13 protein-coding genes and 1 pseudogene are annotated in these 11,580 nt (G+C 48.4%); 5 read left to right on the forward strand and 9 right to left on the reverse strand.

Annotated features, from left to right (window positions below; genetic code table 11):
- Nucleotides 1–32 precede the first annotated feature (32 nt).
- The 3 genes from WMW72_RS00910 to WMW72_RS00920 are packed head-to-tail and all read left to right on the forward strand — an operon-like array spanning nt 33 to nt 1,530.
- Nucleotides 33–485 carry a MarR family winged helix-turn-helix transcriptional regulator gene (locus WMW72_RS00910; protein WP_341413525.1) on the forward strand — a complete coding sequence of 151 codons (453 nt, stop codon included), beginning with the start codon at nt 33–35 and terminating at the stop codon, nt 483–485.
- A gap of 13 nt (nt 486–498) precedes the next feature.
- Nucleotides 499–960, forward strand: coding sequence for a GNAT family N-acetyltransferase (locus WMW72_RS00915; RefSeq protein WP_341413526.1), 462 nt, complete (start codon nt 499–501; stop codon nt 958–960).
- Between the two features lie 36 nt (nt 961–996).
- Nucleotides 997–1,530: a GNAT family N-acetyltransferase gene (locus tag WMW72_RS00920; RefSeq protein ID WP_341413527.1), complete on the forward strand. Its 534-nt coding sequence runs from the start codon at nt 997–999 to the stop codon at nt 1,528–1,530.
- 3 nt (nt 1,531–1,533) lie between these two features.
- Here WMW72_RS00920 and WMW72_RS00925 read toward each other — a convergent pair whose 3' ends face one another.
- From WMW72_RS00925 to WMW72_RS00955, 7 genes and pseudogenes are all read right to left on the reverse strand, one after another.
- Nucleotides 1,534–2,016 carry a GyrI-like domain-containing protein gene (locus WMW72_RS00925; protein WP_341413528.1) on the reverse strand — a complete coding sequence of 161 codons (483 nt, stop codon included), beginning with the start codon at nt 2,014–2,016 and terminating at the stop codon, nt 1,534–1,536.
- A 19-nt stretch (nt 2,017–2,035) separates the two neighbouring features.
- Entirely contained in the window at nt 2,036–2,638 is a 603-nt protein-coding gene (locus tag WMW72_RS00930; protein WP_341413529.1) for a histidine phosphatase family protein, read from the reverse strand.
- A 77-nt stretch (nt 2,639–2,715) separates the two neighbouring features.
- On the reverse strand, nt 2,716–3,570 hold the full coding sequence (locus WMW72_RS00935; RefSeq protein WP_341413530.1) for a phosphotransferase family protein: 855 nt from the start codon (nt 3,568–3,570) through the stop codon (nt 2,716–2,718).
- Between the two features lie 5 nt (nt 3,571–3,575).
- Nucleotides 3,576–5,042 carry a serine hydrolase domain-containing protein gene (locus tag WMW72_RS00940; RefSeq protein WP_341413531.1) on the reverse strand — a complete coding sequence of 489 codons (1,467 nt, stop codon included), beginning with the start codon at nt 5,040–5,042 and terminating at the stop codon, nt 3,576–3,578.
- Between the two features lie 606 nt (nt 5,043–5,648).
- On the reverse strand, nt 5,649–6,602 hold the full coding sequence (gene argC / locus WMW72_RS00945) for an N-acetyl-gamma-glutamyl-phosphate reductase (RefSeq protein WP_341413532.1): 954 nt from the start codon (nt 6,600–6,602) through the stop codon (nt 5,649–5,651).
- 386 nt (nt 6,603–6,988) lie between these two features.
- Nucleotides 6,989–7,654 (reverse strand): annotated as a pseudogene (locus WMW72_RS00950) (aminoglycoside 6-adenylyltransferase); the annotation flags it as partial.
- A 294-nt stretch (nt 7,655–7,948) separates the two neighbouring features.
- Nucleotides 7,949–9,115 carry an RCC1 domain-containing protein gene (locus tag WMW72_RS00955; protein WP_341413533.1) on the reverse strand — a complete coding sequence of 389 codons (1,167 nt, stop codon included), beginning with the start codon at nt 9,113–9,115 and terminating at the stop codon, nt 7,949–7,951.
- A gap of 262 nt (nt 9,116–9,377) precedes the next feature.
- Between WMW72_RS00955 and WMW72_RS00960 the strand changes: the two genes are divergently transcribed.
- Nucleotides 9,378–9,557 carry a hypothetical protein gene (locus tag WMW72_RS00960; protein WP_341413534.1) on the forward strand — a complete coding sequence of 60 codons (180 nt, stop codon included), beginning with the start codon at nt 9,378–9,380 and terminating at the stop codon, nt 9,555–9,557.
- 29 nt (nt 9,558–9,586) lie between these two features.
- Here WMW72_RS00960 and WMW72_RS00965 read toward each other — a convergent pair whose 3' ends face one another.
- A complete protein-coding gene (locus tag WMW72_RS00965) occupies nt 9,587–10,807 on the reverse strand; it encodes an MFS transporter (protein WP_341413535.1) in 1,221 nt (406 codons plus the stop codon).
- Nucleotides 10,808–10,994: 187 nt separating this feature from the next.
- On the opposite strand from WMW72_RS00965, the gene WMW72_RS00970 reads away from it, so the two are divergent.
- Entirely contained in the window at nt 10,995–11,123 is a 129-nt protein-coding gene (locus WMW72_RS00970) for a DUF6254 family protein (protein ID WP_341413536.1), read from the forward strand.
- 43 nt (nt 11,124–11,166) lie between these two features.
- Here WMW72_RS00970 and WMW72_RS00975 read toward each other — a convergent pair whose 3' ends face one another.
- On the reverse strand, nt 11,167–11,556 hold the full coding sequence (locus tag WMW72_RS00975; protein ID WP_341413537.1) for a carboxymuconolactone decarboxylase family protein: 390 nt from the start codon (nt 11,554–11,556) through the stop codon (nt 11,167–11,169).
- Nucleotides 11,557–11,580: the final 24 nt, after the last annotated feature.

Consider the following 11,580-nt stretch of genomic DNA (forward strand, 5'->3'; position numbering starts at 1 on the left):
ATATGGTAAATGCAATAAAAAGGAGGTTGTCTATGAAAGAAATTCTTCGCGAAGTAGGCATGATAGCCAGAGCTTGCGATTCCATAAGCAATATAGAATTTAAAGAGCTGGACCTGACTAAAGGCCAGTATCTATACCTGGTGCGGATATGCGAGAATCCGGGAATCATCCAAGAGAAACTTGCCGAGATGATTAAAGTCGATCGCACGACAGCAGCCCGTTCCATTAGTAAACTGGAAATTCAAGGCTTTATCGAGAAAGAAAACGAGCCGGACAATAAAAAAAACAAGAGGCTACTTCCTACCGGCAAAGGGAAGGATGCCTACCTGTTTTTAAAAAGAGAAGCCGATTATTCGGATCAGGTTGCGCTATCGGGGCTGTCTATGAAAGAACAGGCAACCCTCCTCAGCCTACTTCAAAAGGTCAGAAAAAATATAGAAGGCGATTGGGAAATCGTCAAAAGAGGCGGCAAACGAATTTACTGAGGGAGAGAAGAAAATGGGAGAACTGACTTTGCAGTGGGTAGAGCCGCAGAATGAGGATTTACTTGCTTTGATCGCGAAGCTGGACGATTATTTATACGGATTGTACCCCGCGGAAGAAGTGTTTGTGGTTGATTTGGATAAGCCTGAGGTCAGCCAGGTCGTATTTGTCGTGGCCTATGAGGAGGGCGTTGCTGTCGGCTGCGGAGCCTATCGCCCTCTGGATGAGCAGTCCTGTGAGCTCAAACGTATATTTGTCGACCCTCCATACCGGAATAGAGGGATTGCGTCCCGTCTTTTAGCTTTTCTGGAGCAGCATGCCGAGAGGGCTGGATTTACCTCCCTCCTCCTCGAAACCGGGCTGATGCAGCCCGAATCCATTGAGCTGTACAAGAAATTCGGATTTGTCGATATCGAACGATTCGGCGAATATGTCGATTGCCCTAGCAGCATCTGTATGGGAAAGAACCTGAGCTGACCACCTGACCATATCATCATAGGGGAGACAAGTGAGATGGACTGCCAGACAGATTATTTGTACAAAGGCTTGAAGATTCGTAAGCTCGGCCACTCCGAGGTGGCCTGGATACATGAGCTCATGCAGGATGTTGTATCCAGACTCCCCCAGAACGTGCTGTTCGCTATGGACGATCAAGACTATTTCCATGACCTGCTGGAGCAGAACGGTGAAATTTACGGGGCCTATAACCAGGAAATATTAGTCGCTTATTCGGTACTTGCTTCCCCCGGAAAGGCGGAGGGGAACTTGGGACGAGAGTTCGGAGTGCCGGAGGCAGAGCTGCCCCGCGTCTGGGTGCTCGACTCAACGATCGTTCACGAATCCGGGCGTGGCCTCGGGCTACAGCGCTTGTTCAATGATTTGCGGGAACAACGTGCCAGACAGCTTGGCGGCCATTACCTGTATGCCACGGTCCACCCGGATAACGCAGCAAGTCTCCGTAATTTGGAGCATGCCCAGCTTGTTCTTCAATTCACGAGGCCGATGTACGGAGGAGTTCTCAGACACTGCTTGGCCAAAAAGCTCTAGTCCCTACTTCAACGCGATGAATAAATCAATTTCATTATCCGGACTGTCCGGCTCGTATCGCTCATCCCAAATTTCAAAATCATAGTCCTTCGGTTCATGACCAGTTTCACACATCCATTCCCCATAGACATACGCGTAGGAATGACTAAGCTCCGATTCAAGACCTTTATGCGTGAAGGTCACATACTTGCCCTCAGGAACCGAGTGGCTGATCATCTGTGCAGGCGCAGGCGCCCCGCCAGGGTGAACCACTTCATAGCCGAGCAGATGGCTGAATGAATCCGTCTGAGGATCGAAATCCGGGCGGTCGGGATAAATCTGCATCAAAATAGGATGTTCATGCTTCTTGCCTGCAATCTCGTCTTTTCGTTCCACCAGGGAACGATAGGCATCCTTCCCCAGGCCAGACTCAAACTCTTCCACCGTCGCTTCGATTCTGCAGCCTACCACCTGGATCGGCGGTAAGGTGATGATTCTAGCTTCCATTCACAAGTCCTCCATTCCTTTAACTCAGATGTTCCACGGATGCAAAATCTTCGATTCTATACTCTCCGCTTTCATAGATGAGTGTTGTTATAGAACATTCGGGGATCAGCTCACTTTGTACGGCAACGAAATGAGGATGCCAAACCTTCAATTGTTCCTCTCGGAAGGTCTGAACCAAAAAGTCAGTTATTAATCCTCCATGCGTAACAATAGCAATGTGACCATCAACCGGATGTTTCTGTGCTAATTCCGTCAATAGAGAAGATAAACGTTCACCTGCTTGTTTGGCCGAATCGCCTACGGGTGGTATATATTCGGGTTCACAGGTGCATCGCTCCCACATGGCAACAAACTCATCGAAGGTTTGTCCTGGAAGGTCCCCCCAATTAGCACGTTCCCGCAAACGACTATCCACATGAACGGTGGACTTCGTCTCCAGTGCCATATATTCAGCGGTTTCTTTCGCCCTTCGAAGCGGACTTGAAAGTATGGCTGTTATAGGCCAATTACATAAACGTTTAGCTGTCGATTGTGCTTGTATGACCCCCTTAGGGGTGATGGGAACATCCCCTATTGCCTTTTCTTTGATAGCATGCCTGACAAGAAAGAAAGTCGTACTCATCTCATGACCTCCTGCAATCTATTGAGAGGATCTTTTGTACGAACTAGAGTTCCTATTATATTATAACAAAAAGGATTTTAAGCAACAATCTTGATGGAAAGAGCCTTTAGAAATGAATTGTTCATGAGCAAGCTTTGCACAATATCTTTAGTCGCAGGCTCCAGGGGAACGCCGCCGCTTCTATACAGCAGGACCCAACGAAGACAAGCCAGTACTTCAAAAACTTCAAGCTCCTGCTGCTGCATATCACTCTCCGCTAAATAGGCGGAACAAAATACATCAGCAACCCGCTCCGAGGCATAGATCTTCTGCAAGATTAGTGCCCACGCCAAGTCATACCGGGGGTCCCCTACTTGTCCGTTCGTCCAATCGATCACGGTATAACGACGATCATGATCCTCCACAATATTGCTTCCATGAAAATCGCCATGAATAATGCGATCTTGCTGGATTTGGGCGATTGGAATAAGAGCCGTTAAGGCCTCATGGATGTCAGCATGTTCGCTTGCCTCAGCAAAAAAATACCCGATGAAATCGTACTTGGGGATAGGGACAGGACCGATCTCTTCTATGCGGATTCGATGAATGCTGGATAAAATCTCTGCAACCGCCTTTATTTTATCTTCATCTACGTTCCGAATGGGCGTTCCGTCAAAGGTTGTTAACAACACCGTATCGGAGTTTGGATCGATCCCCCACCCCACCGGCCTGGAGACCGATATTCCCCGTTCAGACAGTGCATTCAGTAAATGAAATTGAGCACGAACATCCGGCTTTGAGCTCTTATTCCATGTTTTCATGACAAAGCTCTCTTGATCCGAGCAGATCTTGACAACCTCAGCTTCCAATCCTTGCTCCATCGGATGTACGGTCAGACGGTCTTCCTGATTCAGTAAATGATCCAGCGTTTGATGAGTATCGACCCAATTCACGGTACTTAACGAGACTCCCAAAGATAGTCATCCTTTCTTAAATGCCCGCGTACGGTATACTCGGATAGGTTAAAAGATACATTGATGTTGAATCGGAAGCATAGCGTCTTGCCTTGAAGTATTAGGGTATAGGTGACCACGTACGGAGTCTCGATGTAGAACATTGTAAGCTGTATCGTACGATGATCTTGCCACGAGGCATACGTCACCACCTCTTGGAGGTGCAGGGACAAATCTTTATTGAATACCTGCTTGGTGCGCATCGGCTGTGTAAAATGAAAAGGCACCCGATGATCCCGGTCATCCCCGTAGCAGACGTGAAGCTCCCATGTCTCTTCGTGCACTTCAAGGCCAATCGTTCTGAGACCTTGGGGATTGTCATCCATATGATAACGGCCAGGATGGACCATCGGGATAGGATCGGGGACAGTCTGATTGGCCGGTATAATAGGAGTCAACGTAGATAACCGATTCTGTAATTCCATATACGCTTCTGAACAAGGGGTAACCTCTTCGTCTAACCGGTCGAAAATATGCTCGTAAATCAAATTCAGCAGCGTCTGCAAGGGTTCCATACTCTTGAAGCTGGAGTTCGCCACGATCACGATCTGCTCTTCAGGAGCCACCAAGCACAATTGGCCAAAAGAGCCATCCCCCCTGTAACAACCACGCCTGCCTAAGTGAAACTGGTAGCCGTAGCCTTGTGCAGAATCGATCCGCTTTGCCCCTGCCCGATTATCGCTTTGTTCCATTGTCGCTAGCTTGATGTATCGCTCCGAAACCATTCTCTTGCCTTCGAAAATGCCTCGTTGTAACAGCATAAGCCCGAATTTGGCTACGCTCTCGGTCGTTAGGCTTAATCCCATGCCGCCTGCTGTAACGCCCATTGGACAGGTCTCCCAAGAGGGTCTTGGTATGCCTAGCGGTTCAAACAATCTGGGCATCAAAAAATCGACCAGATTTTGACCGGTTACCCGTTCGATTATCGCAGATAGCATGTAGGTAGCAGGTGTGCTGTAACGGTAGTGACTTCCCGGTTCATGTTCGACTTCTTGAGCTAGAAATGCCTTGACCCAGTCCTGCTCGCTCACTACGGCCGCATAGATATTCTCCTGATGACCCGTATTCATCGATAGCAGATGGTGGACCGTCATGTTGGCTAAGTTCGGGGAAATCGTAGCCGGTAGCTTGTCCGGAAAAAATGAAATGACGGGATCCTCCAAGTCTAACCATCCTTGGTCCCATGCGATACCTATGGCGATGGACGTAAAGCTTTTGCTCAGGGAATACAACAGCTGCGGACTGTCCTTGCGATAGGGCTCCCGCCAAAATTGAGCGGTGGCATGGCCATCCTGCAGCAGCATAAAGCTGTTGACCTCTAATTTCAATTGCTCCATTCGCGTGAAAAACTCGAGTAAAGCTTTCGAAGAAAGTCTGTGGTATTCAGGAATATCCGTAGGAATGTTCAGCATATCTGCCTCCAGGCTCGGCCTCTCTTTATCCGAAGATAACTATTTCCATATTTAGTCTTAATTTACCTTCTTTCTATATGTATGAACAATGGCCTTAAGTAGGTATTCACCACCATCAATTTGCATTAAGATTAATTCTAGAAAGTAGTTTTTAGGAGGTGCTATTATTTCACCTGCGTTCGAGAGAATAATATCGATAATAGAAGAAAAACTATGGCGATCCAAGTTTACATAACCTCATATGGACTGAAAATAGCAGCTGTAGAATGATTGACTTTGAATATTCTGGTTGGACCTGAAATGGAATTTGATCTAGCAGATATTATCGAACATCCTCAATCCAAAAAAATTAATAATAATCTATGGGAAGGCTTTATAAGTGAGTTCAATTTATCAAGAGAAAGTGAAAAAAAGTTTTAATCTCTCGTGAGCTAGTTTCAATATTTTGGTTATTAAGATTCTGGCCTACTGTCCTTGAGGATCAAGACGCAGATAACAAATTCACACTTCAATTAGGTAAAGTTTCCAATCTAGTTGATCTAGAGTAAAGACAAACAAGAGGGGTTCGCCGCCCCTCTTACTATTCCCTCCAGGATATCAACTGCTTCAATACACCAGACCTGTTCCTTCGTCAAAGCCGAGCATCAGATTCATATTCTGGATAGCCGCACCAGATGCGCCTTTACCCAAATTATCGTATCTGGACATGATCTGAATCTTGTCGCCTTGGCCGAAGACAAAAATCTCCAGCCGGTTCGTATCCTTGCATGCCGTAATCTGAAACTCTCCCTGATCTAGACCAGCCTCCGAATCGAAAGGCATCACATGGACGAAGCGCTCCGATTCATAGTAGGAGGATAATACTTCGTGGACGTCTTTAGCCGAAGCGTGCTTAGCGAGATGCCTGCTGACTAAGGGAACAGACATGGCGAGCCCCTGGGCATAGTCCGCTTTAATTGGTGTGAATAACGGTTCATAGGAAAGTCCCGCATATAACATCATTTCCGGCAAATGCTTATGATTGAGCTGCAGCGCATAATGTCTGGGAACATTAAGCTTGTGGGCAGCAGCTAAGGCTGGATTTTCATAATTCTCGATCTCGCTTCTTCCACCTCCGCTATAGCCTGTCACCGAGTAACAGGTAACCGGATAATCTGGTCCAAGAATTCCTGCTTCAATCAACGGCCTCACCGAAAGAATAAATCCCGTGGCATGACAGCCTCCAACGGAGACTCTCGATGCCGTCCGTATGAGCTCTCTGTGGCCCTTTAGCTCAGGCAGGCCGTAGACCCAGTTTCTATCCGTTCTAAACGTAGTACTGGCATTAATAATTTTGGTTTTCTCATTGTGTACAAGGGCTACGGATTCTTTGGCCGCCGAGTCGGGTAGGCAAAGAAACACAAGATCCGCTTCGTTCAGAAATTTGCTGCGGACTTCAGGATTTTTTCTCTGATCGGAGTCGATCCTGAGAATCTCGATATCGGATAGCTTGGATAAATACTCAAAGATCTTTAAACCTGTCGTTCCTTCTTGTCCATCGACAAATACTTTGTAGCTCATGGGTTTCACCTCGATATGAATAATAATTCAATTTAATTAATAATTATACATATCAATTCATATTATTTCAATTCATTTCCATAATAATTTCAAAGTGCCACCAAGCTATGGTCCGCACCAGCAGTTTGTTTAGATGATTAGCTTTCTAATCGTACTGCCATTCCAGCTGGCCCTTCCTTACTTTGGCTGCATAGATGATCTGCCCCGTATGATAATGAACCTCTCTGACCATGGCTACCATCAAATTTAGAGCGGTCGTTTCATTGTTGACTATAGGTCAGAGGCGGTAAAACGGCACCACGAACATGCGCAATAAGATTCGCAATCGAATTACTCTCCAGGTTTGGCGACCATGTGATAGTTTCTCAAACTATGTTAACCGGGTCTCACAAGATGCCTTGGGCATCAACAGGCAATTCCCGAACATGTTCCAGATATTTAGTCATGTTATTGTCATCCTTCACTTCGTACGTGTACTGAAAATACTCAGCGACCTCCTGTGCCAGCGACCTAAATAATGCACAAGCCGTGAATACAGAGCTCCACATGTTTTCATAATGACTGTCCGAGTAGGTTTGTTGGTACATGTCCCAATAAGATTCAGGCAGATACTTATTGAAATATTTCCCCATTTTTCCTGTAGATACTTGAAAATTAGTTTGGGTACCTATCCACCACGAAATCATCTCATCCAAACGAGGTCGGATGACGTGCTCAAACATTTGTTTAGCGTAAGGTAATTCATCACGCCATATTCCTTTGGCCACATTCTGAAGACACCACCAAAAATCATTGCAGCAGCTGGCGTACAATGATTCTGCAGGCTCTTGGACATGATAGTCCAAATCAGTGGGGGCAGAAATAGCCGGCAGGCAGTTGTCCTTATCCAATAGCGGGACTGTAAGTTTGTCACTCACATATCCATCCTTCATAGATTCAATCGTTTCAATATGAAGATCTATACGATTCCCATCTGTAAATAGCATTAAATATCCGTAAGAACGGGCAAAATCCATAACGTGACCCATAGAGTGGTCATTCTTATCCGGCTTTGGCGAATGATCGTTACTGCGAAGTGGATCTTTATTTTCCAGTGAAATCTTGGCTCACAATTCCGTAGAGAATGCCTGATTGATCGCACTCATCGAGTTGAAGTGCTTGTTTATTCATTCTCTTCGAAGGTACAAAAAACGTCTCCATTTTGTCACGGAAGGAGTCACTTTTCGTTGACAAGGAAGCCGTCCTTGCTAAGGATCTCATGTCAAAGGGTGCCCCCGAACCATACTGATGGCTGCCGGAACACCCTTATCCAATTCATCTAATGTATGTTATATATTACTTGACAGTTATTTAAAAGATTTAATCAAAATAGGAGTCTTGCTGCTTTTAAAGCTGGCGTCTCCAAGCTGTCCGGCTTTATTGCCTCCCCATGCCCACAATTTTCCGTCTTCGGTGACAGCCAAAGCGTGGTAGTGCCCCATAGCAATGGACGTTACCTTCTTCAATCCTTCGATGCGCCTTAATTCCGGATTTCCAGTATAGGGAAAGTTATATTCGTCTACATCGTAACCCATGACCCACAAAGACCCGTCCTTCTTCAAGACCAGCGTCCTGCCTACACTCGTAGTTATGGAGGAGACGTCCGTTAAGCTTTTGACCAGAGTTGGACGCTCAATCAGCGTTGGAAGCTCTTTAGCCGCTGTGGTGATGGGCTGCCCCAGTGATCCGCCGTAGTTGTTCCCCCAGCCCCAGACCGTGCCATCCTTCTTGATAACCAAGTGGTTTCTCCCCTGACCGGCTGACAAAGCAACAACTCCAGTCAAGTCCTTAATCGGAGTAGCCGTATAGTTGTCATTGGTCTGCATGTTGTTATAAGAGTTCCACTCCGACACGGAGCCATCCTCTTTCAGAATCAGCAGCTTGGCATCCCCGTTCATGGAAATATCTTTGGCACCGGTGATATTTGTTAATTTATGAGGTCCCGTATAGTAATAATCAGGATGCCAGACCCATACCGCCCCGTCTTTATCGATAGCCGCGGATCCGTTGCTTATCGAAATCTTGACGATATTGGATAATCCTTCAATTTGCTTCGGCGCCTTAAACTCCATAATGCCGTCAGGTTTGTCTTGCGATTTCCGCTTTATATCGATATCCCACTGCCACACCGTACCGTCCTTTTTTAAGACAACTGGTCCCACCGAAGAGGACTGAACAGAAACGGTATCTTTCAATTCTTTGATAATCTGCGGACGATTGTCCCGATAGGTGTGCTTGCCGTCCGAGATATCGAAGAGGCCTCCCCAATACCATACTTCTCCTCCTGAAGTATGAACGATATTGCTCGCACCGAAAGCGGAAACCGTAATCTCCGCAGTTTTCTCCGCCACTTTCTCGGTGACGGGGGCAGCCAGCGACTGAGCCGCCAGCAGGAGGGATAATCCGCCGGTCAGCAGAAGCGACCTTGACCATTTTCCAACTCGGCTTTGTTGACTAGAACTTCTCAAAAACATTCACTCTCCAATCTAGATTATTTGGTCTTCCGAAGTTCATAGACGGTCCATTCTGCCAAAATGTTCCTTGTTTTTTATAAAAAAAGCAAAAAAAAGTTAAAACCACTCATAAAGATACCATTTATGAAAAACAAACAAAGAGCCTGTCCCCAGGCTCCTCATCTCTTGTGCAAGATTTCTAAAAATCTATTATGGCTTCTGTCATCTTTCAACCCGTGCGCTCATAGAATACTAGCAGCTTGTTAGAAAGGAGCGTGATCGGATGAGCGTCTACTGGATCGAGTTGCTGATGTGGCTCTCCTTGTTCGTTACCTTAATGCTGACCTTCTCCATCCTGCTGATGGACTTTGTAGTCAGCGATTCGTCCAGCTACGACCTGGAGGTTCTATGGAAAGGTCAATATACCCGCCAGGAGCTGCACCTGGAGCCCGATGACGATTAAATAGCCTGCTAGCAGCAGCCCTTCAGCAATTAGATTGGCGCTTGACCGGCACGACCAACGGCCGCCGATGCCGTAAATCGGGAAGCTCCGATGACCAATACGAGCAGCAGCGCATACAGCGACACCAGTACCCACAACGTAACCCCGAGCGACAAACGGTCCATGCACCAGCCGGTCAGCAGGGGAATCACCGCTCCTCCGACGCCTCCAGAGGCGATGAGAATACTCGTGGTTCCTTCCTCCTTGCCGGGGAAAAATGAATTGGCAAAGACTAGCGCGACTGCAAACATGCCCGACATCAATAAGCCAAGCACCAGAATGATAGCGAAGCCTCCGGCCACGCTCGAAATCGACGCGAACACAGCGAGCGATGCGACACCGCCGACGCAGCTGACGATCAGATACCGCGCATGTCCCCAGCGGCCCGCCAGTTGAGCGGCGAACAAGCGGCCCACAGCCATCGCTCCCCAGAAGCAGGTGACCGACAACGCGCCAAGCTCCGGCTTGACTCCCGCATTCTCCAGCAGGATCGAGGGCAGGAAGTTAGCCAGACTCATCTCCGCCCCTACGTACAGCGCAAACACGGAGATAAATAAGACCATCTTCCCTACAGATCTCCCTGTTCGGGACGCAATAGGAGGGGAATCGCTCGCAGCCGCAGGAGCCGCGTCCGAATGAGGGGATGACTTGCCTAATGCCGCTGTCATCTGGCCCATGGGCAGCAGCAGCCAGAGTACGAGCACGACAGCTGATAGGAGAGAGAGTGTAAGGAAGCCTCCCCGCCACCAGCCTCCTGTGATGAGCAGCGATGAGATCAAGGGCATAACCAGCGCTCCGACGCCAAAAAAAACCTCCAGGCGGGCCATCGCGGCCGTCTTCCTGGATTCCTCCATATAACCGATGACCATCCCGCCGATAATCGTCTCAATCATGCCGAAGCCGAACCCCGCCAGCGGCGCCGTCAGCATCACAACCGACCAAGCCGGAAGCGTGAAGAAGACGGATTCAGCCAGTGTCAGGCAGATCAGACAGAGCAGCAGCGCTCCCCGCTTGCCGAGCCGGGCGGAGAACCATGGACCCGCAAGCACGCCCACAAGAAAACCAAAAAATTGCAGGGCGACGAGCTGACCGCCGGAGCTGTAATCCTTGCCGTAATGGGCCAACAGCTCAGGCATCAGCGACCCGATAATGACGTGCGCCAGACCGATCAGGAAATAAGAGATGCAGCCTGTCCATAGAAAAGTTTTCACAGCGAACCTCCAAGCTTCATCCAAGTTCAATCGGGCCAAGCTTTAGAGCAGCCCTCTTAATCTGGAGTCCACTTTACTGGAATGCCGGCCAGATTGCAATACTTCACGTGTAATAAGTAGACGCGTTCTCAGACATCCTATAGAGGCATCATCTTGCTTCTATATCCGAGAAGGGACGTGTAATACGATGAGCCATTCCAAACGCCGACAGGAAAATGAGTGGAAAATCCGCAAGCAGTCCCCGCACCCCCATGGCAAGATCAAGGCGATTGCCGAATATTCGGACGAATACGATGCCCAGCATCCGGACAAGTGAATGCGGCAAGACCCCGCCGGCTACCCGGCGGGGTCTTGTTCTGTCAGCAGAAGCAGTCAGGCCCGGAAGAGGCTGCGGGACCAGCTGGAGCGGCCTTCGGGTCCGGCTTCTCCTCGTAAGCGATCAGCGCGTGCGTCGCATGGCTGAGAATCGCCCCAGCCCGGGTCGACGCGGCTACCGTCACGGCTTCCACCATCTCCTCCGGCGTCCCTCCTAGCGCTCGGAACTTCTTCACATGAACATCGATGCAGTACGGACAACCGGTGACATGGGCTACCGCGATGGCGATCAGTTCCTTCGTCTTCTCTGGGATGTGACTGGATGCCTGAAAGACATCCCGCTCGAACGACAGAAACGAAGAGGAGACTTGCGGAGTTAGCTTCATTAGATCAGGAATGCGCTGCAAGTTCGAACGGTCATAATAAGGGGACATACGGTTTCCTCCCGAAATGTGAAT

Source organism: Paenibacillus filicis (genome assembly GCF_038070315.1).
GTDB classification, from domain to species: Bacteria; Bacillota; Bacilli; order Paenibacillales; family NBRC-103111; genus Paenibacillus_G; species Paenibacillus_G filicis.

Bases quoted from the DNA above. Each gene is read 5' to 3' on its own strand.
- WMW72_RS00920 (WP_341413527.1), top strand. From the start codon at position 997: ATGGACTGCCAGACAGATTATTTGTACAAAGGCTTGAAGATTCGTAAG.
- WMW72_RS00930 (WP_341413529.1), bottom strand. From the start codon at position 2,638: ATGAGTACGACTTTCTTTCTTGTCAGGCATGCTATCAAAGAAAAGGCA.
- WMW72_RS00955 (WP_341413533.1), bottom strand. From the start codon at position 9,115: ATGTTTTTGAGAAGTTCTAGTCAACAAAGCCGAGTTGGAAAATGGTCA.
- WMW72_RS00925 (WP_341413528.1), bottom strand. From the start codon at position 2,016: ATGGAAGCTAGAATCATCACCTTACCGCCGATCCAGGTGGTAGGCTGC.
- WMW72_RS00940 (WP_341413531.1), bottom strand. From the start codon at position 5,042: ATGCTGAACATTCCTACGGATATTCCTGAATACCACAGACTTTCTTCG.
- WMW72_RS00975 (WP_341413537.1), bottom strand. From the start codon at position 11,556: ATGTCCCCTTATTATGACCGTTCGAACTTGCAGCGCATTCCTGATCTA.
- argC (WP_341413532.1), bottom strand. From the start codon at position 6,602: ATGAGCTACAAAGTATTTGTCGATGGACAAGAAGGAACGACAGGTTTA.
- WMW72_RS00960 (WP_341413534.1), top strand. From the start codon at position 9,378: ATGAGCGTCTACTGGATCGAGTTGCTGATGTGGCTCTCCTTGTTCGTT.
- WMW72_RS00910 (WP_341413525.1), top strand. From the start codon at position 33: ATGAAAGAAATTCTTCGCGAAGTAGGCATGATAGCCAGAGCTTGCGAT.
- WMW72_RS00915 (WP_341413526.1), top strand. From the start codon at position 499: ATGGGAGAACTGACTTTGCAGTGGGTAGAGCCGCAGAATGAGGATTTA.
- WMW72_RS00970 (WP_341413536.1), top strand. From the start codon at position 10,995: ATGAGCCATTCCAAACGCCGACAGGAAAATGAGTGGAAAATCCGCAAG.